This is a genomic window from Agrobacterium sp. ST15.13.015 (assembly GCF_027871645.1).
Classification (GTDB): Bacteria; Pseudomonadota; Alphaproteobacteria; order Rhizobiales; family Rhizobiaceae; genus Agrobacterium; species Agrobacterium leguminum.
Map to the genome: position 1 here is coordinate 314,355 of NZ_JAQAHF010000003.1, position 23,188 is coordinate 337,542.

Annotated in this window: 24 protein-coding genes and 1 other RNA gene; 19 read left to right on the plus strand and 6 right to left on the minus strand. The window is 60.2% G+C overall.

The features are described from left to right. Positions 1–34: 34 nt before the first annotated feature. The 3 genes from PIB16_RS06675 to tkt all read right to left on the minus strand — a co-directional run bounded on the left by PIB16_RS06675 (position 35) and on the right by tkt (position 5,272). The gene (locus PIB16_RS06675; protein ID WP_271045249.1) at positions 35–1,900 is read right to left on the minus strand and encodes a potassium/proton antiporter; all 1,866 of its coding nucleotides are present in this window, start codon (positions 1,898–1,900) and stop codon (positions 35–37) included. A 316-nt stretch (positions 1,901–2,216) separates the two neighbouring features. After that, positions 2,217–3,227: a type I glyceraldehyde-3-phosphate dehydrogenase gene (gene gap / locus PIB16_RS06680; protein WP_059755800.1), complete on the minus strand. Its 1,011-nt coding sequence runs from the start codon at positions 3,225–3,227 to the stop codon at positions 2,217–2,219. 62 nt (positions 3,228–3,289) lie between these two features. Beyond that, complete coding sequence (gene tkt, locus PIB16_RS06685) at positions 3,290–5,272, minus strand: transketolase (protein WP_271045250.1); 1,983 nt, start codon at positions 5,270–5,272, stop codon at positions 3,290–3,292. Positions 5,273–5,597: 325 nt separating this feature from the next. On the opposite strand from tkt, the gene PIB16_RS06690 reads away from it, so the two are divergent. The 7 genes from PIB16_RS06690 to PIB16_RS06720 all read left to right on the plus strand — a co-directional run bounded on the left by PIB16_RS06690 (position 5,598) and on the right by PIB16_RS06720 (position 10,562). Then, the gene (locus PIB16_RS06690; protein ID WP_035263131.1) at positions 5,598–5,870 is read left to right on the plus strand and encodes a DUF4164 domain-containing protein; all 273 of its coding nucleotides are present in this window, start codon (positions 5,598–5,600) and stop codon (positions 5,868–5,870) included. A gap of 10 nt (positions 5,871–5,880) precedes the next feature. Continuing rightward, entirely contained in the window at positions 5,881–6,258 is a 378-nt protein-coding gene (locus tag PIB16_RS06695) for a cell division protein ZapA (RefSeq protein WP_003523207.1), read from the plus strand. Between the two features lie 79 nt (positions 6,259–6,337). Continuing rightward, positions 6,338–6,496: non-coding RNA, 6S RNA (gene ssrS, locus PIB16_RS06700), on the plus strand. A gap of 230 nt (positions 6,497–6,726) precedes the next feature. Further along, positions 6,727–7,989 (plus strand): hemolysin family protein, encoded by a 1,263-nt coding sequence (locus PIB16_RS06705; protein WP_020812224.1) that lies wholly within the window; start codon positions 6,727–6,729, stop codon positions 7,987–7,989. Beyond that, positions 7,989–8,606 (plus strand): 5-formyltetrahydrofolate cyclo-ligase, encoded by a 618-nt coding sequence (locus tag PIB16_RS06710; protein WP_174045569.1) that lies wholly within the window; start codon positions 7,989–7,991, stop codon positions 8,604–8,606. The genes PIB16_RS06705 and PIB16_RS06710 overlap by 1 nt, the downstream gene beginning before the upstream one ends. A 174-nt stretch (positions 8,607–8,780) precedes the next feature. After that, positions 8,781–9,605, plus strand: coding sequence for a TIGR00282 family metallophosphoesterase (locus PIB16_RS06715; RefSeq protein WP_003523211.1), 825 nt, complete (start codon positions 8,781–8,783; stop codon positions 9,603–9,605). Between the two features lie 114 nt (positions 9,606–9,719). After that, complete coding sequence (locus PIB16_RS06720) at positions 9,720–10,562, plus strand: MBL fold metallo-hydrolase (protein ID WP_059755787.1); 843 nt, start codon at positions 9,720–9,722, stop codon at positions 10,560–10,562. A gap of 38 nt (positions 10,563–10,600) precedes the next feature. Here the strand turns inward: PIB16_RS06720 and PIB16_RS06725 are convergent, their stop codons facing one another. Next, positions 10,601–11,104, minus strand: a complete 504-nt coding sequence (locus PIB16_RS06725) for a pyridoxamine 5'-phosphate oxidase family protein (protein ID WP_065656489.1) — start codon at positions 11,102–11,104, stop codon at positions 10,601–10,603. Positions 11,105–11,298: 194 nt separating this feature from the next. Between PIB16_RS06725 and PIB16_RS06730 the strand changes: the two genes are divergently transcribed. Then, positions 11,299–12,045 (plus strand): YebC/PmpR family DNA-binding transcriptional regulator, encoded by a 747-nt coding sequence (locus tag PIB16_RS06730; RefSeq protein ID WP_003523214.1) that lies wholly within the window; start codon positions 11,299–11,301, stop codon positions 12,043–12,045. A 55-nt stretch (positions 12,046–12,100) separates the two neighbouring features. Here PIB16_RS06730 and PIB16_RS06735 read toward each other — a convergent pair whose 3' ends face one another. Further along, entirely contained in the window at positions 12,101–13,102 is a 1,002-nt protein-coding gene (locus tag PIB16_RS06735; protein ID WP_271045251.1) for an LLM class flavin-dependent oxidoreductase, read from the minus strand. A 130-nt stretch (positions 13,103–13,232) separates the two neighbouring features. Then, a complete protein-coding gene (locus PIB16_RS06740; RefSeq protein ID WP_271045252.1) occupies positions 13,233–15,542 on the minus strand; it encodes a methyl-accepting chemotaxis protein in 2,310 nt (769 codons plus the stop codon). 246 nt (positions 15,543–15,788) lie between these two features. Between PIB16_RS06740 and ruvC the strand changes: the two genes are divergently transcribed. From ruvC to PIB16_RS06795, 11 genes are all read left to right on the plus strand, one after another. Further along, complete coding sequence (ruvC, locus tag PIB16_RS06745) at positions 15,789–16,301, plus strand: crossover junction endodeoxyribonuclease RuvC (protein WP_003523217.1); 513 nt, start codon at positions 15,789–15,791, stop codon at positions 16,299–16,301. A gap of 32 nt (positions 16,302–16,333) precedes the next feature. Next, positions 16,334–16,951, plus strand: coding sequence for a Holliday junction branch migration protein RuvA (gene ruvA / locus PIB16_RS06750; RefSeq protein ID WP_080857465.1), 618 nt, complete (start codon positions 16,334–16,336; stop codon positions 16,949–16,951). 125 nt (positions 16,952–17,076) lie between these two features. Continuing rightward, positions 17,077–18,117 carry a Holliday junction branch migration DNA helicase RuvB gene (gene ruvB / locus PIB16_RS06755; protein ID WP_031234297.1) on the plus strand — a complete coding sequence of 347 codons (1,041 nt, stop codon included), beginning with the start codon at positions 17,077–17,079 and terminating at the stop codon, positions 18,115–18,117. A gap of 52 nt (positions 18,118–18,169) precedes the next feature. After that, positions 18,170–18,388 carry a DUF2945 domain-containing protein gene (locus tag PIB16_RS06760; RefSeq protein WP_080629651.1) on the plus strand — a complete coding sequence of 73 codons (219 nt, stop codon included), beginning with the start codon at positions 18,170–18,172 and terminating at the stop codon, positions 18,386–18,388. Positions 18,389–18,424: 36 nt separating this feature from the next. Continuing rightward, positions 18,425–19,006, plus strand: coding sequence for a DinB family protein (locus PIB16_RS06765; protein WP_271045253.1), 582 nt, complete (start codon positions 18,425–18,427; stop codon positions 19,004–19,006). Next, positions 19,003–19,527: an NUDIX hydrolase gene (locus tag PIB16_RS06770; protein WP_078052024.1), complete on the plus strand. Its 525-nt coding sequence runs from the start codon at positions 19,003–19,005 to the stop codon at positions 19,525–19,527. Before PIB16_RS06765 ends, PIB16_RS06770 begins: the two co-directional genes overlap by 4 nt. Beyond that, positions 19,524–20,060, plus strand: a complete 537-nt coding sequence (locus PIB16_RS06775; RefSeq protein WP_271045254.1) for an NUDIX hydrolase — start codon at positions 19,524–19,526, stop codon at positions 20,058–20,060. The genes PIB16_RS06770 and PIB16_RS06775 overlap by 4 nt, the downstream gene beginning before the upstream one ends. Further along, a complete protein-coding gene (ybgC, locus tag PIB16_RS06780; protein ID WP_065656478.1) occupies positions 20,057–20,497 on the plus strand; it encodes a tol-pal system-associated acyl-CoA thioesterase in 441 nt (146 codons plus the stop codon). The genes PIB16_RS06775 and ybgC overlap by 4 nt, the downstream gene beginning before the upstream one ends. Before the next feature lie 261 nt (positions 20,498–20,758). Then, positions 20,759–21,478 carry a protein TolQ gene (gene tolQ, locus PIB16_RS06785; protein ID WP_003523238.1) on the plus strand — a complete coding sequence of 240 codons (720 nt, stop codon included), beginning with the start codon at positions 20,759–20,761 and terminating at the stop codon, positions 21,476–21,478. 52 nt (positions 21,479–21,530) lie between these two features. Beyond that, entirely contained in the window at positions 21,531–21,989 is a 459-nt protein-coding gene (tolR, locus tag PIB16_RS06790; protein ID WP_003523240.1) for a protein TolR, read from the plus strand. A 9-nt stretch (positions 21,990–21,998) separates the two neighbouring features. Beyond that, positions 21,999–23,168, plus strand: coding sequence for a cell envelope integrity protein TolA (locus PIB16_RS06795; protein WP_003523241.1), 1,170 nt, complete (start codon positions 21,999–22,001; stop codon positions 23,166–23,168). The last annotated feature ends 20 nt before the right edge of the window (positions 23,169–23,188 follow it).

Consider the following 23,188-nt stretch of genomic DNA (forward strand, 5'->3'; position numbering starts at 1 on the left):
GACCATACTATGCCTGATTGACGACGCAAGCCGGTCAGGCCTCATTTTCTCTCACTGTGTTCGGAGCGGCGGGGGCGCTTTCTTCAACGCTGGCGGGGCGCGGCTGGCGCTTCTCTGCCAGATGGTTGCGTACACGGTTGAGGATTTCCGAAAAGCTGATGAAGATCGGCAGGCTGGTGGCCGGTTCCACCGGTTCGAGGGAGATGCCCACACCGGTTATCGCCTCGTGTTCGTCCAATGTGCGAACGATCAGCACGATGGAGCCGAGGCGCACGCGGTCGGCATAATCGGCCTTTCCGGCAAGGCGCGCTTCGATGAGTTCCGCAACGCTCATCGCCTGTTCGGCGGGCGAAAGCAGGTCGGGACCATAGGCTGCGTCCAGCTCCTTCGCCGGACGGGCTGGCGAGATCGCGAAGGTGCCGAAGAAATCGGCGTCGTCATCGGCAACCGGCAGGGCGCTGGCGAACAGCCGGTCGATCAGGCGGGAATAGCCGGGCGCGATGAAGAGATAGACGAGATCGTTCTCCCGCAGCCGCCCGGCATATTGATAGCGGATCGATTTGCCGTCGCGCACCACCAGCGAAGGCATGGCCCAGCGCGGAATACGCTCGCCCTGCATGATGGCGCTACCTTTGGCGACCCGGTAGGAGATCAGTTCGTGATTGGCGGTGCCGGGTAGATCGACTTCCAGCTTGTCCACCTCGCCCATGCGCGGCGGCACGATCAGCCCGAGCCTTGTCGCCACCGGCTTGATGGTCCAGCCCTGCACGAGGAGCGACACCAGCACGATGATGAAGGCGGCGTTGAAATAGATTTGCGCATCGTCAAGGCCGCCGAGAATGGGCATGATGGCGAGCAGGATGGAAACCGCGCCGCGCAGGCCCACCCATGCCACGAAGGAGGTTTCCTGCTGGGTATAGTTGAAGGGCATTAGGCTCAGCCAGACCGCGAGCGGGCGGGCGACGAAGATCAGGAAAAGCGCGAGCAGCACGGCCGGAATCGCGATTGCCGGAAACTGCGACGGGGTGGCGAGCAGGCCGAGCATCAGGAACATGATGATCTGGGCAAGCCAGGTCAGCCCCTCATGGAAACGGCGAATGGTTTCCTTGGCGAAAATCCGGCGGTTGCCAGCAACGATGCCTGCCACATAGACCGCCAGAAAACCGCTGCCGCCAATTGTGCCGGTGAAGGAGAAGACCAGCAGCGCCAGCGCCAGCACGAAGATCGGCGCCAGCCCGCGGTCGGCGGCGAACCGGTTGACGACGGTGGCGATCATGACACCGCCGAGCAGGCCGAAAATCACGCCAAGGCCCATCTGTTCAATGAAAAGAAGCAGGAAGCCGCTATCGATGCCGGCAAGCCCCTGGCCCTTGGCGATGATTTCGACCAGGGCGATGGTGAGGAAGATCGCCATCGGATCGTTGGTGCCGGATTCGACTTCCAGCGTCGAACGCACCTGATCGCGGATATGGATACCGCCGATGCGCAGCAGGAAGAACACAGCCGCCGCATCCGTGGAGGCGACGATGGCGCCGAGCAGCAGGCCTTCCAGCCAGGAAAGCCCGAGCAGCAGGGCCGCCGCGCCGGCAAAAAAGACGGATGTGAGGACGACGCCGACTGTAGCGAGAGCGACGGCGGGTGCTGCGGAAAGCCGGAAGGACTGGATGGATGTGCCGAACCCGGAATCGAAAAGGATGACGGCGAGCACAAGCGAGCCGAGCATATAGGCTAGCGGATTGTTGGTAAATTCTATGCCGAGGCCGTCCACACCGGCCACAAGGCCGATCATCAGGAAAAGCAGGAGGAGGGGCGCGCCGAAGCGGAAGGCGATGAGGCTGGAAAAGGCGGCGACGAGAACGAGAACGGTTGCGACCAGCAACAGAAGATAAAATGATTCCACGTCCACCGCCTCATTCAAACCGCGTTGACCGCTGCAATGAATGCTCTGCGCGTCTGCAGTCAATGCGCCACGGGTTGCGGTCTGTCAGCGCTGTTTCGGGTGGCGTTGAGAGGCGACGCAAGGCGGGGTGTATCGAATGATACGGCAGGGCCGAAGTGCATTGCGCACGACCGTTATCCCTGCATCTCTTGTCCGTTTCAAAATCGACCAGACAAAGGCAGGAAATTGAAAACTTGGAGGCACCTCATAGGAAAATCGAAATAAAAAATCCGGCGAGATTGCTCCCGCCGGACCTGCATCCATTAATGCGTCTTCGTTAGATGGTCTTCGCGAAGGCGACGGCCGTGTCCGACATGCGGTTGGAGAAGCCCCACTCGTTGTCGTACCAGGACAGGACGCGCACGAAATTGCCTTCCATGACCTTGGTCTGGTCGTTGGCGAAGATCGACGAATGGCTGTCGTGGTTGAAATCGCGGGAAACCAGCGGCTCGTCCGTGTAGCCGAGGATGCCCTTCAGCTTGCCGTTGGCGGCAGACTTGATCGCTTCGTTGATTTCCTCAACCGTGGTGGCGCGCTTGGCAATGAACTTGAAGTCCACGACCGAAACGTTCGGGGTCGGAACGCGGATCGACGTGCCGTCCAGCTTGCCCTTGAGGTGCGGCAGAACGAGGCCAACGGCCTTGGCAGCGCCCGTCGAGGTCGGGATCATGGACAGGGCTGCGGCGCGGGCGCGGTACAGGTCCTTGTGCATGGTGTCCAGCGTCGGCTGGTCGCCCGTGTAGGAGTGGATCGTCGTCATGAAGCCATGGTCGATGCCAACGACGTCATCGAGAACCTTCACGACCGGCACGAGGCAGTTGGTGGTGCAGGACGCGTTGGAAATGACCAGATGGTCCTTCGTCAGCTGGTCGTCGTTGACGCCGAAGACGACGGTGAGGTCTGCGCCGTCAGCCGGAGCCGAAACGATGACGCGCTTTGCGCCGGCCGTCAGGTGAGCGGCAGCCTTGTCGCGAGCGGTGAAGATGCCCGTGCATTCCAACGCGATGTCGACGCCGAGTTCCTTGTGCGGCAGCGTTGCCGGATCGCGAACGGCCGTCACCTTGATCGGCTTGCCGCCGCCAACGATGATCGTGTCGCCTTCTACCTTCACATCGGCCGGGAACTTGCCGTGGATCGAATCGTAGCGCAGCAGGTGTGCGTTGGTCTCAACCGGGCCGAGGTCGTTGATGGCAACGACTTCGATGTCGGTGCGGCCGGATTCGACGATGGCGCGCAGGACGTTGCGGCCGATGCGGCCGAAGCCGTTAATGGCAACTTTTACAGTCATTTACAGTCTCCCGAACAAGAATGGGCGTGGTCTTTGCTGAATGGTGAGGGCCTGGGAAGCCCTCACGCAAGTTTTGCCTCGACTGCGGCGACGACGGCTTCCGCCGTGATGCCGAAGTGCTTGAAGAGATCCTTCGCCGGTGCGGACGCTCCAAAGGAGTGCATGCCGACGAATGCGCCGTCGGAGCCGATGAAATAATCCCAGCCCTGGCGGATGGCGGCTTCGACCGCGATCTTCACCGGAGCCTTGCCGATGATGGCGTTGCGATAGGTTTCCGGCTGTTCCTTGAAGAGCTCGAAGCAGGGAACGGAAACGACGCGGGCGGAAACGCCCTTGTCCTTCAACGTTGCGGCGGCCTTCAGCGCCACTTCGACTTCCGAACCGGAGGCGAAGATCGAAACCTTGGCGTCGCTGGCGGAGACGAGTTCGTAAGCGCCGTAAGCGGAGAGGTTCTTCTCTTCATATTCCTTGCGTGAGGGCGCAAGGTTCTGGCGGGTAAGCGCCAGTGCGGAAGGACGATGCTTCTGTTCCAGCGCGAGCTGCCAGCATTCTGCCGTCTCGGTTTCATCCGCCGGGCGGAAGACGAGCAGGTTCGGAATGGCGCGCAGGGCTGCGATCTGCTCCACCGGCTGGTGGGTCGGGCCGTCTTCGCCGACGCCGATGGAATCATGCGTCAGAACGTGGACGACACGGATGCCCATGAGCGCTGCAAGGCGGATCGACGGACGGCAATAATCCGAGAAGATCAGGAAGCCGCCGGCATAGGGGATGAGACCGCCATGCAGCGCGATGCCGTTCATCGCCGCCGCCATGCCGTGCTCGCGGATGCCGTAATGCAGGTAACGGCCGGAGAAGTCCGTCGGCGTGATGGACTTCATCTGGCTGGTCTTGGTGTTGTTGGACGGCGTCAGGTCGGCAGAGCCGCCGATCATTTCCGGCAGGACGCCGTTGATGACTTCGAGCGAATCTTCCGAAGCCTTGCGGGTGGCGACCGTCGGGTTGTTCTCGATGATCTTCTTCTTGAAGGCGTCAATCGAGCTGTCGAAGTTGCCGGGCAGGTCGCCTGCGAAACGGCGCTTGAACTCGGCCTTTTTGCCAGCTTCAGTGGCTTCGAGACGGGCTTCCCAGTCCTGGCGGGTCTTGGTGGAGCGCAGGCCGGCCAGACGCCATGCGTCGAGCACGTCTTCCGGGATGACGAAGGCTTCGGCTTCCCAGTTCAGGCTCTTGCGGGCGGCGGCGATTTCTTCCGCGCCGAGCGGGTTGCCGTGCACCTTGTGGGTGCCCTGCTTGTTGGGCGCGCCGAAGCCGATCACGGTCTTGCAGGCGATGAAGGTCGGGCGGTCGGACTTCTGCGCAGCTTCGATGGCGGCGGCAATCGCGTCCGGATCGTGGCCATCGACGCGGATGGTGTTCCAGTGAACGGCCTGGAAGCGGGCGATCTGGTCGGTGCTGTCGGAGAGGCCGACTTCGCCGTCGATGGTGATGTTGTTGTCATCCCAGAACAGAACGAGCTTGTTGAGCTTCAGGTGGCCGGCAAGCGCGATGGCTTCGTGGCTGATGCCTTCCATGAGGCAGCCGTCACCGCACAGGACATAGGTGAAGTGGCTCTGCAGGTCGGAGCCGAATTCTTCTTCCAGCTTACGCTCGGCAATCGCCATGCCGACGGCGTTGGCGATGCCCTGGCCGAGCGGGCCGGTTGTGGTTTCGATGCCGGTCGCGTGGCCATATTCGGGGTGGCCGGCGGTCTTGGAACCGAACTGACGGAAACGCTTGATCTCGTCGATCGTCATGTCCTCGTAGCCCGTCAAATAAAGCAGCGAGTAAAGAAGCATCGAGCCATGACCTGCCGACAGCACGAAGCGGTCGCGATCCGCCCAGAGCGGCGCCTTGGGATCGAATTTCAGGTAACGGGTGAAGAGAACGGTGGCGACATCAGCGGCGCCCATCGGCAGACCGGGATGGCCGGAATTGGCCTTCTCCACTGCATCCATGGCAAGAAATCGGATCGCATTTGCCATCCGGTTGTGTTTGTCGCGAGAAATCATGGCTTTTCCGTCTGTTTCCGGGTGAAAGGAGATAGTTTTACGCAACTATCCAAAAAGCGGGTTGATCCATAGCAGGTGAGGCCGGCAAGTCAATAAATCCACGGGCGTTTGCGGTTCGCTGAGGGAGAAAAAATCGTTTAGAAAATCGGGCATCCTGACAAAATCCGTGCGATAGGCGTTGCCGCCTCTTCGTTCATCCACAGAGCAAAACGTCTCAATGCACTGGTTTGATTGACGGGATGGTAAATCGGGTAATAACCTCGTGATTGTTGAAAAGGCCTGAAACCGGACGATTCGGCCGGTGGCGTGCGAGTTGGAAAAAACGATGTCGGCTGACAAGACCGTACAATCTGCGCTGACGGAGCTGAATGCTGCCATCACAAATCTCGAAAATGCCATCGATATGCGTATCGAGCGGCAAAGGGAGACGGGCGAGATCGATAACGAGGTCAAGCGGGTCCATGTCGACCGCGCAAGGCTCGCGCATGAGCTGGATCAGGCCGAGTTTCGTGCCAATCGTCTTGAAGAAGTCAATCGCGAGGTTTCCCGCCGGCTGGTGACGGCGATGGAGACGATCCGCGCGGTGCTGGATCGATAGGAGCGGGCTCATGGCGCAAGTCACAGTTATGATCGACGGCAAGGCCTACCGCATGGCGTGCGAGGCGGGGCAGGAAGACCATCTGACCGATCTCGCAACGAGGTTCGACCGGTATGTCGGGCACCTCAAGAGCCAGTTCGGCGAAATCGGCGATCTTCGCCTGACCGTTATGGCGGGCATCATGGTGATGGACGAGCTTTCCGAACTCAATCGCAAGATCGAGAAGCTGGAAGGAGAGGTCGCCTCCCTTTCCCGCAACCGCGACGGCATGGCCGAGCACCGGGCGAAATCGGACGAGATGGTGGCGCTCGCCATCGGCGATCTGGCCGACCGCCTGAACGGGATCACCGAAAAACTGCTGGCGCGGCCGAAGCCCGCCGCGCATTGATGGCCTGAAGGGCTCTGAGGCGGCAAAATTTCGCGCGCTGCCCTCTGGCGGTTTTCTCCGATCCGTCCTATATCTTCTATGCGTTCTGCGCTTCCCGACAGGAACCACAATCCCTGGGGCCATACTCGATCCAAAGGGAGCTGTCCCTGGCCAGTCCCGTGGGGCTGGACACACGGTGCCCACCTACTTTTGTAGGCACCCAGGATCGTAAATCTCCATCGGTCGCCGTGGATCGCGCTTGAAGTTTCGGATCAACCTCCGGGGCTTCCCTGTATCCTTGATATATTCGACAGTCATTTTTCATAACTGCCGGACGCGGCTTTTTTATATTGCCGTCATTGCAATGGCGGAACAATTCCCTATTATCCGGATTGGTATGTCTGTCATGCCCTTTAAAAAAGGGCGCTGCGGTCAAAACCGCGACGTGCCGTTCAACAGCCCAAAGAGCTAAACTTGTTTACTGAAATTATGATCGTGGTCCTGCTCACCGTATTGAACGGTGTGCTTGCCATGTCCGAGCTTGCCGTTGTCTCCTCCAGACCGGCGAGGCTCAAAGTGCTTGCCACACAAGGCAGCAAGGGCGCCACAATGGCGCTCAGCCTTTCCGAAAATCCCGGACGCTTTCTTTCCACGGTGCAGATCGGCATCACGCTGGTCGGCGTCCTTTCCGGCGCTTTTTCCGGCGCCACGCTCGGCGCCCGCTTCACGGCGTGGCTTCTGGAGCAGGGCGTTCCCGACCGTGCCGCCGATGCGCTCGGCGTCGGCTCGGTGGTCGTCGCCATCACCTATCTGTCGCTGATCGTCGGCGAACTGGTGCCCAAGCAGATTGCGCTGCGCGACCCCGAAAAGGTCGCCGCCCGCGTCGCCCCCACCATGATGCTGCTGTCCAAGGTCGGCGCGCCGCTGGTGTGGCTGCTCGACCGGTCGGGCAAGGCCGTTCTGGCGCTTCTCGGCCATAGCGGTGAATCCAACGCTTCGGTCACCGACGATGAAATCCGCACGGTTCTGGCCGAAGCTCACAGCGCCGGTGTGATCGAGACCGAGGAATCGGCGATGATCACCAGCGTCATGCGCCTTGCCGACCGCAATGCGCGCGGCCTGATGACGCCGCGACGCGACGTGGAAGTGGTCGATATCGAAGACAGCGCCGAAGAAATCCGCGAGCAGCTTCGCCAGACGCAGCGTTCGCGCCTGCCGGTGCGCAACGGCGCTTCGGATGAAATTCTCGGTGTGCTTTTCGCCAAGGACGCTTTCGATGCGCTCGCTTCCGGCAAGGAACTCAACATCCGCGAGCTTCTGCGGGAAGTGCCGGTCGTATCGGATCTGACGAGCGCGGTGGACGTCATCCAGTCGCTGCGCCGTTCCACCGTGCATATGGTGCTGGTCTACGACGAATATGGCCATTTCGAAGGCATCATCAGCTCCGGCGACGTGCTGGAAGCCATCACCGGCGCGTTCCAGGAAGATGATGACGAGGAGCCGGCCATGGTCGAGCGCGAGGACGGTTCGTTCCTCGTCGCCGGCTGGATGCCCGCCGATGAGTTCGCTTATCGCATGGGTTTCCAGATTGACGAGGATGCCGAGTTCGAGACCGTTGCCGGTCTGGTTCTGGACGAGTTCCGCCGCCTGCCGGAACTGGGCGAACATGTCACCCGCAATGGCTGGCGTTTCGAGGTCATCGATCTCGATGGCCACCGCATCGACAAGGTTCTCGTGAGCCGGGCCGCCTGATGCCCGGTGACGTTGCGGAAAAAGCAAGGCTGCGCGGCGAAAGGCTCGCCGCGCGCGATGCGCTGACGCTGGCGGAGCGCCAGGAGAAGAGCCAGTCCATAACGGCGCATGGCGCCTCCGGTATCCCCTTTGCACCGGGCACCGTAATTTCCGGCTTCATGCCGATCCGCTCCGAGGCCGATACCCGGCCGCTGATGGAAGCGTTGCGGACAAGGGGCGGGCGTCTTGTCCTGCCGGTTGTGCTGGATCGTGAAACCATCGTCTTCCGCGCCTTTGAGCCGGATACGCAGCTGGTGAAGACCGGCTTCGGCACGACCGGCCCGGGTGAGGATGCGGAGGTTCTCGATCCGGATATTCTGCTCGTACCTCTCTCCGTCTTTGATGGCAAAGGTCAGCGGGTCGGTTATGGCGCGGGCCATTATGACCGCGCCATTGCGCGACTGCACGCCAGGGGCCGTCAGCCTGTGCTCATCGGCGTCGCCTTCGATTGTCAGGAAGTGCCGTCCGTACCGGCGGAGCCGCATGATGTGTCGCTTCACGCCATTCTGACGGAAAGTGGCCTGCGCTGGTTTTCCGCCCCACTGTCGATCTCCGATAGTGGGCAAAAGGCGCTTTAGCACTTTTTAAAAGATGGATTGCCGGTTAGAGGGTCTCCACTTTTCCTTGAATGGCGAAGACCCTCTAACTCTTTGTTTCGTCGCATTTGCGGACGGGAAACCGGGTTCCACTTTTCCTGGAAATGCACTAGAGGGGACGAAATATAGAAACATGCGCAAGATCGGGGCGGGTGAATGAGGCTTCTTTTTCTCGGAGATATGGTTGGCAAGACCGGACGCACGGCTGTCTGGGAGCGGTTGCCGGGGCTGATTTCCGACCTGAAGCTGGATTTCGTCATCGTCAACGGTGAAAACGCTGCCGGCGGTTTTGGGATCACCGAGGATATCTATCTCGAGACCATCAATGCCGGCGCCGATGTGGTGACGACCGGCAACCACGTCTGGGACCAGAAGGAAGCGGTTTCCTTCTGCGAGCGTCATGACCAGTTCCTCCGGCCCGCCAATTATCCGGATGGTACGCCGGGCAAAGGCTCGGGCATTTTTTATGCCCGCAACGGCGCGCGCATACTGGTTGCCAACATCATGGGCCGGGTCTTCATGCATCCGGAACTGGACGATCCCTTCAAGTCGGCTGAAAACATTCTTGCCGCCTGCCCGCTGAAGGAACAGGCCGACGCCATTATTTTCGATTTCCACGCGGAAGCGACCAGCGAAAAACAGTGTTTCGGCCATTTCGTCGATGGGCGCGCTAGTTTCGTTGTCGGTACCCACACCCATGTTCCGACAGCCGACGCGCAGATATTGAACGGCGGAACCGCCTACATGTCGGATGCCGGCATGTGCGGCGATTATGACAGCTCGCTTGGCATGGAGAAGGAAGAGCCGATCAACCGCTTCATTTCCAAAATGCCGAAGGGCCGTTTCGAGGCAGCCAGCGGACCTGCGACGATCTGCGGTGTCGGCGTGGAGATTTCCGACCGAACCGGACTGGCGGAAAAGATTGCGCCGCTGCGCATCGGGCCGCGGCTTTCGGAAACCCTGCCGTCCTTCTGGGTTTAATCTTCCCCCGAAGCGTTCACAATGACGAGAGGGCGAGCCTTCCGTTGCTCTTGTAACTGGACGCTCGCCAAAACCTGCCCCATCCTCTCAGCTTCGCAAGTTCAGGGGAGTGGCATGATGCTGCGCGTGCTAATGCTTGCAATAACGGGGCTGATCGCCTGTTCGGGAGCGGCCTTCTCCCAGACGGCGAGCCGTCCTCCCGTCAGCCAGTGCCAGGCGATCGCCAGCAACATTCCGGGCGTCATGTTCGCGAGCTTCAATCCGCCGGGTGTTCAGCTGGCGCAGGCGACGGCAAAGGAAGAGGTGAAGATCAGCTTCATCGGCCATTCCACCTATCTGATCGAAAGCCCCGGCGGTGTGACGATCGCCACCGATTATAACGGCGTCTATCGTCCGCCCGTCACGCCGACGGTGGTGACGATGAACCGGGCGCATTCGACGCATTTTACCCTCAGTCCGGACCCGGCCATTCAATATGTGCTGCATGGCTGGAGCGATACGCCGGGAGAAAAGGCGGAGCACAAGGTTCTGGTGGGCGATGTCTATATCCGCAATGTCGCAACCGACATCCGCAACCGCTGGGGCGATTACGAGTCCTTCCAGGAGAACGGCAATTCCATCTTCATCTTCGAGGTTGCCGGGCTGTGCATCGGCCATCTCGGGCATCTGCATCATGAGTTGACGGATACGCATTATGCCGAGATCGGCCGTCTGGATGTGTTGATGGTGCCGGTGGATGGCGGGCTGACCATGGGGGCAGACAGCATGAGCCGGGTGGTCAAGCGCCTGCGCTCCGCGCTGATCCTGCCGATGCACCGCACCGGCCCGCCACTGGAGCAGTTTCTGACGATGTTCGGCGAGAGTTTCCGCATTGCCTATGCGACCGATCCGGTGATCCGGGTTTCGATGAGAAACCTTCCCCGCCAGCCGCAGATACTGGTGCCAAAAGGCATGTAGCATGGCGACGGGCGGGGAAGGCCGGGGGGAGTGGTTTATCAGGCAAAGGTGAGGTGCTGGCGGACGCCGACGTCAGGCGTCTTGTCATCCGACATGTTCGCCTTGGCGATTTCCCAGCCGAATTTCAGCGTGCTGTCCGTCGAAGCCCAGATATCGGCATCGTCGACATGCAACGCCAGCATGATCAGTTGCGGGTCGCTTTTGCCATGTTCGTACCATGCGGCAGTGACCGAGTTCCAATATTCGTCGATCTTGGTTTTGTCGTCGCGTGCTTCGAGGATGCCTGAAAGGCAGGCGTGGTAGTCATGGTCCTTGCCCACCACGCAGAAATGCGCCCGGGAGCCGGATTTCAGCGATTTCACCAGATCGGTGTCTTTTTTGGAGAAAAACCAGACGGTGTTGGTCTTGGGGTCAGCATGAGGCGCCATGGGCTGCATGTGGTTGTGCAGTCCTTCGAGACCGAGCATGCCGGCATGGACGGAATTGATCTCGTCCCAGAGCTGGCGGGCCGGTGCTTCTCTTGCTTCAGTCAGGCTGACCATATGTTTTCTCCTTCGGGTCTCATGTTGCGACGGAGGAAAAATATCCTTTTCCGCCGCGTTCATGATCAGAACGAAGAGCGGATAAATCGGTTCCTTCCGTTGTTGCGGCAAGAGAAAGCGCTTGCGGGGTTGAATGGCGCGGCTATCGCACTTATAAGGCCCGCAATCTCCAAATTACGACAATCAGGTTTTCCATGGCTGGTCATTCACAGTTCAAGAACATCATGCACCGCAAGGGCAAGCAGGACTCCGTGCGGTCCAAAATGTTTTCCAAGCTTGCGCGCGAAATCACCGTTGCGGCAAAGACGGGCATGCCCGACCCGAACATGAACCCGCGCCTGCGTCTGGCAATCCAGAACGCCAAGGCACAGTCCATGCCGAAGGACAATATCGAGCGTGCGATCAAGAAGGCGTCCGGCGCCGATGGCGAAAACTATGACGAAGTCCGTTACGAGGGTTACGGCCCGGGCGGCGTTGCTGTCATCGTCGAGGCTCTGACGGACAACCGCAACCGCACCGCCTCCAACGTTCGCTCCATTTTCACCAAGGCCGGCGGCGCTCTTGGCGAAACCGGCTCGGTCTCCTTCTCTTTCGACCGGGTTGGCGAAATCTCCTACAAGGCTGAAGTCGGCGATGCCGACAAGGTCATGGAAGCCGCCATCGAGGCCGGTGCCGACGACGTTGAATCTTCCGAGGACGGCCACACCATCATCTGCGGTTTCGAAGCGATGAACGAGGTTTCCAAGGCGCTGGAAGGCGTGCTGGGCGAAGCCGAAAGCGTCAAGGCCATCTGGAAGCCGCAGAACACGGTGCCGGTGGATGAAGAAAAGGCACAGTCGCTGATGAAGCTCATCGACAATCTCGAAGACGATGACGACGTGCAGAACGTCTATTCCAACTTCGAAGTGTCCGAAGAAATTCTCGCCAAGCTTTCCGCCTGACATCTCATATTTCAAAAAAAAGCCCCGGCAGCGATCCGCTCCGGGGCTTTTTTGTTTAGGCAGCCTTCTTTATGGAGGTTCGCACGTCAGCAAAAATCTCCACGGATCGCAGCCGCTTTTCGATGTCATGGATCGGCATGGAAACGATCAGCTCATCCGCCTGCGTTTCCGCCAGGAAATCGTCGAGATGGCGCTGGATCGTCTCAGGCGAGCCCACGGCTGCGAAACGCAGCGTGTGTTCGACAGAGAAACGCTCCATCTCGTTCCAGTAATCGTCCATGCTGTGCACCGGCTTCGGAAACTGCGTGCGCACGTTGCGGCGCAGGTTGACGAATTGCTGCTGCGACGAGGTGAAGAGATGCTGCGCCTCCTCGTCCGTATCGGCGCCGACCCCCATCACACCCACCATCACATAGGGCTTGTCCAGCACTTCTGAGGGCTGGAAGCGCTCGCGATAGATATGGATCGCTTCCATCAGCATATCGGGCGCGAAATGCGAGGCGAAGGAATAGGGCAGGCCGAGGGCTGCGGCGAGATGCGCGCTATAGGTGCTGGAGCCGAGCAGCCAGATCGGCACATTCGAATTCATGCCGGGCACGGCAAGAATCGCCTGATCCTGCTGCGGCGGACCAAGGTAACGCTGGAGTTCGACTATATCGTGCGGGAAGTTTTCCGCGCCGGCATCGAGATTGCGGCGCAGCGCCCTTGCCGTGCGCATGTCGGTTCCGGGAGCACGGCCAAGACCGAGATCGACACGGCCGGGAAGCAGCGCCGCAAGCGTGCCGAACTGCTCGGCGATGACGAGTGGGGAGTGGTTGGGCAACATGATGCCGCCGGAGCCGACGCGGATATGTTTCGTGGCCGCGCCCACATGGGCGATGACGAGCGATGTTGCAGCACTGGCAATTCCCGGCATGCCGTGGTGCTCCGCCAGCCAGATACGGTTATAGCCGTTTTCTTCGGCCTTGATCGCCATTCGGCGGGAATTTTCAAGCGCCTCGCTGACGCTCTCGCCTTCGCCGATGGGCGAAAGGTCGAGAATGGAAAAGGGGATCATCCGACGCTCCTGCGAAATTTAAATCTTTGCTGCGGATGTAAGACGCGTGTCCCGATTTACCAGTGAAGTCGCGCAGAATTGAAGGATGGTTCAAAAAAATTGGGGCCTCCGAAGAGGCCCCTTTGCTTTTTCAGCCTGCCCGCCGAATTTGTCGGGCGTCGCGATGACCTGCTGCATCCCGGTCGGAAGCCAGCGTGAATTGTCCAAGCCTGCCGTCCATTTCGCCCGCTTCGGAGGCGAGATTGTGAATGGCGGCCGTCGTTTCTTCCACCATTGCGGCATTCTGCTGGGTCATGGTGTCGAGGCTGGCGACGGTGCTGTTGATTTCCGAGAGCGTGTGCGCTTCCTCGCGGGTGGAGTCCATGATCTCCTCGATGCGCGTGCTGATGGTCTGCACATGCTTGCCGATGCCGGAAAGCGACGTGCCTGCTTTTTCCACCAGCGCCACGCCGGCGGAAACCTCGTCGGTAGAGCGCTTCAGCAGGCTGGTGATCTCCTTTGCGGCCGCTGCCGAACGCTGCGCCAGTTCGCGCACCTCCTGCGCCACGACCGCAAAGCCTTTGCCTGCTTCGCCTGCGCGGGCTGCCTCCACGCCGGCATTGAGGGCGAGAAGATTGGTCTGAAAGGCGATTTCATCGATGACGCCGATGATTTGGTTGATCTGGCGTGATGAGGTCTGGATCGCTTCCATGGCGGCGATGGTCTGCTCCATGATGCGGCTGGATGCCGTGGCCTCCGCGCTGGCGTCGCGGGCGATCCGCGTTGCCAGTTCGGCGCGTTCGATCTGGTCGCGAACGGCTTCGGTGATCGCCTTGATCGCGCTTGCCGTTTCGGTGATGGAAGCTGCCTGTCGCTCGGTACGTTCGGCGAGCTGGTCGGCGCCCACCCGCATCTCCTCGGAGCCGCCACGAACGGCGGCGGAGTTGCCGCCGATGGCCTGCATGGTTTCGCTGAGCCGGGAAAGTGCCGTGTTGAAGTTATGACGCAGGCTTTCGAGATCGTCGGGGAAGACGGTTTCGATACGATAGGCGAGATTGCCGTTCGCCAGCCGATCCAGCCCTTCATCCAGGGAATGCACGACCATCTGCAGGGTGCCGGCCTCGGCCTCCCGTTCCGCAAGATGCGCGCGGCGGGCCGTTTCGGCTTCCTCCCGCGTGCGCGATGCGGTTTCTTCCATCTCCCGCTGCAGGATGAGCTTTTCGCGGAAACTGCCAAGCGCCTGCGCCATGCGGCCGATCTCGTCCTTTCTGTCCTGATTGCCGATCTCCGCATCGAGACGGCCTGCGGCCACTTCGCCGGTCAGTCCCGCAAGTTTTTCCAGCGGTGCAAAGAGACGCCGCGCGAAGAAGGCCGTCGCCGCGCACATTGCGGCCAGAACGCAAAGGCCGATCACGGCAAGCGTGCCGGCAATCGAAACCGAGCCCGCATTCAATTCGCTGCGCAGCATGCTTTCCACCGCGAGATATTTTTCCCCGGCAAAGGAGAAGGGGCGGGCGTAGGCATTGGCTTCGCCATCCGCACGGTCGATCTTGGCAATCGTCATGCCCGTCGTATTCAGCGCCTGCCCATGGAAACCATAGATTGCCGGATCAAGGCCGACCAGCCTGTTGCCCTCCACGCCGATAACCTTGCCATCGGCGGAAACGATTGCCGACTGTTCGGAACTGCCGGCCGTGACACCCTTCGTGAGGATCTGGCTGAAGACCTCTTCCTTGACCCGGAAGAGGACGACGCCCTTGAAAGCGCCGAACTTGACGACTGGAACGCCGAAATAAATGCCGGCCTCTTTCGTGGCGGCATCGATGCGCAGGCCGGAGAAGCTGGTCTGCGCCACGTCGTTCACGGCCTTTTCGGCATTTGCGGCGCCGCGTGCGAAGGCCGCACCGAGGCCGCTTTCCGTCCAGGCGCTGCCGGTGACGGTTTCCCCGAAAGCCGATCCTTTCAGGTAAGAGTAATAGACCGTGCCCGCGGGATCGATGAAGAGAACGTCGCTGAACGGCGTTCCCTGCAGATAACCGCCAATATCCGTCTGGGTTTTTTCATGGGTGGAATAATAAAAGCCGCTCGGGCTTTCCGGCTTGATCAGCTTTTCCTTTTCGCCAAAGGGGTTTTCCTTGACGAAGACGCGCTGCAGTTCCGCCTTCGCGTCGCCTGAGTTTTTCTGCACGGTTGCCCAGCCGCTGCGCATGGAAACGACAGCCATCTGCAGGGATTCGATCTTGGCGATGGAATCCGCCTGCGTTTTCAGCTGCTCAAGACGCTCCTGGAGCATGTCGCCGCGAAAGACGAGAATGCTCTCCATGGATTTCGACGCCTGTTCTTCCAGAACGCCGCTGCTGCTTTGGTAGCCGAGAAGTGTCAGAGCCCCGGTCGAGATCGCCATCAGCGCCAGGAAAATCGCCAGCACTTTGGTGGATATGGAATGAAAACGGTTCAGCATGGCCGATGCAGCCCCCAATGCCGTATCAGTTCCCGCGCCATGCATGTGGCGCCACCGGATGGCTGATATGGCTCAGATATTATGCTGCGGATCTTCATGTCCGCAGCTCCCCTTTTTTGATTTTGTGGGGGAACAATGCGGTACGCGGTTTAAGCAGAGGTAAATGCTGCACTGCAAATTTGATGAATGTTGTCGTTTTGTTCACTTATCGCTGGCAGGGTCGCAGCCGGAAAGATAAGGTGCCTCATGCAAAAGACGATTCGAATCATCGGCATTGACCCCGGATTAAGGCGCACCGGCTGGGGGGTGATCGACACCCTCGGCAACAGCCTCCGGTTTGTCGCCTCCGGCACGGTGACGTCGGACGGTGATATGGATCTGGCCTCGCGGCTCTGCCAGCTGCATGACGGGCTGGCGGATATTGTGCACAGCCATCAGCCCGACGAGGCGGCGGTGGAACAGACTTTCGTGAACAAGGATGCGGTTGCGACGCTGAAACTCGGCCAGGCGCGCGGCATCGCCATGCTGGTTCCGGCGCGCGCAGGATTGCCGGTCTTTGAATATGCGCCGAACGCGGTGAAGAAGGCGGTCATCGGCGTCGGGCACGGCGAAAAGCAGCAAATTCACATGATGCTGAAAATCCTGATGCCGAAGGCCGAATTCAAGGGTAACGATGCGGCGGACGCGCTCGCCATCGCAATCTGCCACGCCCATAATCGCGGCGGTGACAGGATGCGGCGACTGCTGGCGGCCGGTTGAATATTTAAAGTCTCATCACAGCGGGCGGCACCATGATCGGAAAACTGAAAGGCAGCATCGAGGAAATCGGCGCGGACTATGTGCTGGTGGATGTGCACGGCGTCTGTTACGTCGCCTATTGTTCGGCGCGCACGCTGTCGAAAATCGGCTCCGTCGGGGAGGCGGTGGTGCTGTTCATCGAAACCTATGTGCGTGAGGACCAGCTGAAGCTCTTCGGTTTTCTCTCGGCGCTGGAGCGGGAATGGTTCAACCTGCTGCAAAGCGTGCAGGGTGTTGGCTCGAAAGTGGCCTTGGCCGTTCTTTCCACGCTGTCGCCCTCCGAACTGGCAAATGCCATTGCGCTACAGGACAAAACGATGATCTCACGCACGCCGGGCGTCGGGCCGAAGGTGGCGGTGCGTCTTGTGACCGAGCTTCGCAACAAGGCTCCGACCTTTGCGGGAGAGGCTTCCGCCTCAATGGGCCTCAAGCAGGAGCTTGGCGAAGGCGTCGCGTCCGCGCCGGTAGCGGATGCCGTCTCCGCGCTCACCAATCTCGGCTATTCGCGCGACCAGGCCGCCAATGCGGTTGCCGCGGCGCTGAAGAACGGCGGGGAGGGCGGCGACAGCGCCAAGCTGATCCGGCTCGGGCTGAAAGAGCTTTCGCGGTAGGCTGGGCGCGGTACACATGCTGGTCGGGCGCGATGTTGAATTTCGTGAAGCGCCTTGGCGTGACAGTCATGATATAGCGGCGAAGACCACCTCATGAATTCGTTTAGAACAATGGAATGCCCTGAATGAGCGATGCGGACAGACTGATTTCGGCGGACAAGCGCGGTGAGGACATCGACACCACCCTGCGCCCGCAGTCGCTGGACGATTTTACCGGCCAGGCGGAGGCCCGCGCCAATCTCAAGGTATTTATCGAGGCGGCCAAGAACCGTGGCGAAGCGCTGGATCACGTGTTGTTCGTCGGCCCGCCCGGTCTCGGCAAGACCACGCTGGCGCAGATCATGGCCAAGGAACTTGGCGTCAACTTCAAATCCACCTCCGGCCCCGTCATCGCCAAGGCAGGCGATCTCGCCGCGCTTTTGACCAATCTCGAGGAGCGCGACGTTCTCTTCATCGACGAAATTCACCGTCTCAACCCGGCGGTGGAAGAAATTCTCTATCCGGCAATGGAGGATTTCCAGCTCGACCTCATCATCGGTGAAGGACCGGCGGCCCGTTCGGTGAAGATCGATCTTTCCAAATTCACCCTTGTCGCCGCGACGACCCGTCTTGGGCTTTTGACGACGCCGCTGCGTGACCGCTTCGGCATCCCCGTCCGGTTGGCTTTCTACACTGTGGATGAGCTGGAACTGATCGTCCGGCGCGGCGCACGGCTGATGGGGTTGAACATGACCGATGAGGGCGCGCGCGAGGTGGCAAGGCGTGCCCGCGGCACGCCGCGTATCGCCGGACGGCTACTGCGCCGCGTGCGCGATTTCGCCGAGGTGGCGCGGGCGGAAGCCGTTACCCGCGAGATCGCCGATGAGGCCTTGACCCGGCTTCTGGTCGACAAAATGGGTCTCGACCAGCTCGACATGCGGTATCTCACCATGATCGCGGTCAATTTCGGCGGAGGCCCGGTTGGCATCGAAACCATCGCCGCCGGCCTTTCGGAGCCGCGCGACGCGATCGAGGATATTATCGAACCCTATATGATCCAGCAGGGCTTCATCCAGCGCACGCCGCGCGGTCGCATTCTGACCGGCACGGCCTGGAAACATCTGGGCATGCAGCCACCCAAGGATCTTGAGGCGGCGCAGTTCCGGCTGACCCTGGAGGAGGATTGAGGGAACAAGCCCGGCGTGCCGGCATTTGATCGTCTTTGGCACGGAGATGATCATGTCGGTGTATCGCAAGGGCACGAAGGTCCGGTGGAACTGGGGCAGTGGCACCGGTGAAGGTAAAATTGTCGAGACTTTCACGGATGATGTCGAACGCACCATCGCCGGCTCCAGAATAAAGCGGAAGGCGAGCAGGCAGGAGCCTGCCTATCTGATCGAACAGGAAGACGGCGCCAGGGTTCTGAAAAGCAGATCGGAGCTTGAGCGCGTCGATTGAACGACGCCGCCCTTCGGCGGCAATTGAGGAGCCTTCATGTCTTACGATCCGCTGCGGGTCTTCCGCAAACTCGCGCGCAACAACCGGCTGGCCAATTTTCGGCTGCATCAGGCCTGTCTTCAGCTTTCGCAGGAAGCGTTCGTCGCCTCCCGCGTGAGTTTCTTTCCAACGCTGCGCGCGACGCTGAACCACATCTACACCGTCGACCGTTTTTATATCGATGCCCTGCAAGGCGGCACGCTCGGCCTTGCGGCCTTTGCTGAAGAAGAGCCTTTCGCCACCATGGCGGATCTGCATGTTGCCCAGACAGAATTGGACGAGGTGCTGATCGCATTTGTCGACAGCCTCGATGAAGACGGCCTTGTGGCTAACGTCAATATCCATCGCGGTGCGCGTATACAGCATGATCGCTGCGACGATATCCTGTCGCATCTCTTCCAGCACCAGACGCATCATCGCGGGCAGGCGCATGCGATGTTGTCCGGCACCGCGCTCAAGCCGCCGCAACTGGATGAATTCATTGTGGGAGATGACGCAAAGGCGAGAAAAGATGAGATGGATGCGCTAGGGTGGACGGAAACCGATTTGATGTTTCCAGCCCGCAGGTCAGCGCCATGACACACGATACCAAGCAGGACACCCGCATCCGCATCAAGTTCAAGCCGAAGCGCATTTTTCAGATGCGGGTCGCGGGACTGGCGTTTCGCGATGGCCACGTGCTCGTGCACCGGGCGTCGCATGAAAAATTCTGGACCTTTCCGGGCGGCCGCGCCGAAATGGGCGAACGCTCCGAAGAAACGCTGGCGCGCGAAATGGTGGAAGAGCTTGGCGTCGAGGCCAAGATCGGGCGGCTTCTCTGGGCGGTCGAAAATTTCTTCCACTACGAAGGCAAGGACTGGCACGAACTCGGGTTTTATTACCTGATGGACCTGCCGGAGACGCTGGCCTTTCATCCGACCGATATCATTCACCGCGTTCAGGACGGCGATAACGAGCTGGAGTTCCGCTGGGTCGCCGCAACCCGTCAGGCATTGACCGAGCTTGATATTCCGCCCTATTTCATCGCCGACGAAATAGAGCACCTGCCGAAGGCCACGAGACACCTCGTCTGGCATGACGGCGATCTGGACGATAAATGACCTCTGCCCCTGAACGTCACATGATCCGGCTGGACCGGAAACCGCAGCTTTTCAGCATGCGCGTGGCGGCGCTGATCTTTCAGAACGGCCATGTTCTCGTCCAGCGCGGTGCGAAGGACAGTTACAGGGCCTTGCCCGGCGGCCGTGCCGAAATCGGCGAAAGCTCGCAGGAAACCATCATCCGCGAGATCGGCGAGGAGCTTGACCGGGATTGTTCGGTCGAACGTCTTCTCTGGTCGGCCGAGAATTTTTTCGCCTATGACGATTTTGCGGCGCATGAACTCGGATTTTATTATCTCGTTTCGCTTCGCCAGCCCCTGCCGTTCCATGAAAGCGATATCGTGCATCGGGTGCTGGATGGTGTCGAGGTGGAGTTCCGCTGGCTGCCCGCGCAGCCTTCAGCACTTCTGAAGAGCGATCTGAGGCCCCGTTTCATCGCGGAGCGTATCGAAGCGCTGCCGCAACGGCATGAGCATCTTATTGTCCGTGAAGGACGTCCCGATGCAGTTGAAATTCCCAAGGAGATAATATGAGCGAGCTTGTGGTTTCGCTGTCGGGTGAGCTTATCGAACATGGCCACCGCCTGACGCAGCGTGTCTATTACGAGGACACGGATTTCTCCGGCCTCGTTTACCACGCGCGTTACCTGCATTTTCTCGAACGTGGCCGCACCGATTACCTGCGCTGCCTCGGCTGCGAACAAAGCGCGCTTCTGACTGCCGATGAGGAGGGGCTGGTTTTCGTCGTGCATCGCATGGAGATCGATTTCAAAAGCCCGGCGCGGATGGATGACGTGTTGACGATCACGACTATCACCGAGAAGGCCGGCGGCGCGAAAATGGTGCTCAATCAGGAAATCCGGCGCGGCGAAACACTGCTGGTCGCCGCCAAGGTCATCATCGCCGTCATCAACGCCAACGGTCGCCCGAGGCGTCTTCCGGAGACGGTGGCGGAAAAATTCCTGAAGTAATTGGCTGTCCCATCCAGTAAATCCATCCGGCGTGGCCCGGTTGTAACACTCCTTTAACCATAATGGTGTCTTACTTTAGCAACTGGCATTTGTGCGGCGCACGCCTTCCTTTCACCAAATTTATTGGCAAGTAAGGCTTACTGGCAAGTATCGGGGTATGGCTAAGGGGTTGGCGGCTGTTGCCGCAGGACTTCGAGCGTTAACACGCGTTTGAATCGCCCGGTCCCGTACCGGGCGTTTGGATTCGGGGATTGGATATTTATGGAACAGGCAGGTTTGGCAGCGGCGACGCACGATGTAAGTCTCTGGGCACTGTTTATGCAGGCGGGCCTCATCGTGAAGCTCGTGATGATCGGACTTATCGCCGCCTCGGTCTGGACGTGGGCGATCGTCTTTGACAAATATGTGAGCTTCGGTAAGGCAAGACGCCAGTTCGACCAGTTCGAACAGGTCTTCTGGTCGGGCCAGTCGCTCGAAGAGCTTTATCGCACGCTGGCGGAACGCCAGAATGGCGGTCTTGCGGCGATTTTCGTTTCCGCCATGCGCGAATGGAAGAAATCATTCGAGCGCGGCGCACGCTCGCCCATCGGTCTGCAGATGCGCATCGACCGGGCGATGGACGTGACCATGGCGCGTGAAAGCGAACAATACGAGGCGCGCCTCGGTTCGCTCGCCACCATCGGTTCGGCCGGTCCCTTCATCGGTCTCTTCGGTACGGTTGTGGGTATCATGACCTCGTTCCAGGCGATTGCCGGTTCGAAGTCCACCAACCTTGCGGTCGTGGCGCCGGGTATCGCCGAAGCGCTTCTGGCAACGGCCATCGGCCTTGTCGCGGCTATTCCGGCGGTTATCGCCTACAACAAGTTCACGGCCGACGCGCACAAGCTTTCCGCCCGCATGGAAGGTTTCGCCGATGAGTTCTCCGCGATCCTGTCGCGCCAGATCGATGAAAAACTTCAGACGCGGCAGGCCGCCCAGTAAGCGGCCGCATGCTGTGCAGTAATTTGCCGCAAGGCAAAATGGAGTAGATGATATGGGTATGTCAGCAGGTGGCAGCGGCGGCGGTTCCGGTGGACGCCGGGGGCGCGGCGGACGACGCAGGGGCGGCGCGATCAGCGAGATCAACGTGACGCCGCTGGTCGACGTCATGCTCGTGCTGCTCATCATCTTCATGGTGGCGGCACCGATGATGACGGTCGGCGTGCCGATCGATCTGCCGCAGACATCCGCCAATGCGCTGAACTCGGATACGCAGCCGATCACCATTTCCGTCAACGCCAATGGCCAGATCCATCTGCAGGAAACGGAAATCCAGGCGGCCGAAGTGGCCGACAAGCTGCAGGCAATCGCCACGACAGGTTATAACGAACGCATCTTCGTGCGCGCGGATTCCGTTGCCGCATACGGCGTCGTCGCCGATGTGATGGCGCGCATCCAGGCGGCGGGCTTCAAGAATATCGGCCTTGTGACCCAGCAGAAACAGGACAATTGACGTAAAACGATGAAGGGCAGCCTTACCACATCCGCGATCGTGCATGCGTCGCTTCTGGCTTTCGCCCTCGTTTCCCTGGGCTCGCCGGAGCCGCTTGACGTGTCGCAGGCCGAGGCCCTGCCGGTGGAACTGGTGCCCATCGAGGAGCTGAGCCAGATCCAGCAGGGCGACAAGAACGCGCCGAAAGCGGAAAAGTCGGCCCCCGTTCCGACCACGCGGCCGGATATCGTCGAAAACGCCCAGAATGTCGGCAACAACACGGTCGATCTTGACGCGCCGCCGACCCCGACCACCAAGCCGAACGACAATATCAGCGCCGCCGCTCCGCCAAAGCAGGAAAAGCCGCAACCCGTCGTCGACACCAAGGCGAACGAGGTGAAGGAAATCGTCAAGGAAGAAACCTCGGCTCCGAAGCCGCAGGAAATGGCCGCCTTGCCGCAGACCAAGCCCGAGATCGCGCCGCAGCCGAAGACGGAGCCGCCGCCGCAGGAAACGAAGGCCGAAGAGCCGCCGCCCGCGCAGCAGGAACCGGCCGAAATTCCCGTGCCGCAGAACGTGCCGCGCCCGAATTCCCGTCCCGAGCCGCCGAAGCCGGAAGAGCCGAAGCAGGCCGAGACCAAGCCTGCCGAGCAGAAGCCCGCGGAAAAACCGGCCGAGACCAAGCCCGATCAGGCGAAGTCCACCGACAAGCCTTCCGACAAGAAGCCCGGCGAGAAGAAGCAGGAGACTGCGAAATCGGCTTCCTCGAAGGAAAGCGATTTTAACGCCGACGATATCGCCGCGCTTTTGAACAAGCAGGCGCCTTCGGGTGGCGGCGCCAAGCGCTCCACCCAGCAGGCCTCGCTTGGCGGCAAGAAGACGACGGGCGGTTCGACGCTCAGCCAGACGGAAATGGATGCGCTGCGTGGCGCGATCCAGAAGAACTGGCAGATCATTCCCGGCATGGCGGATGCCTCGGACGTTCGCGTCCGGGTCACCATGAAGCTCGACCGTGATGGAACCATCATCGGTCGGCCCGAGATCGAGGCGACCGGCGGTTCCGAAGGAACGCGTCGTGCTCTTTCCGGCGGAGCCTATCGCGCCATCATGCGTTCTGCTCCGTTCACCAACCTTCCTGCCGACAAATATGACGCATGGAACGAAGTTGTCGTGAACTTCGATCCCAGTGAATTGCTATGAATGCTGAAAGGCCTGGCAAC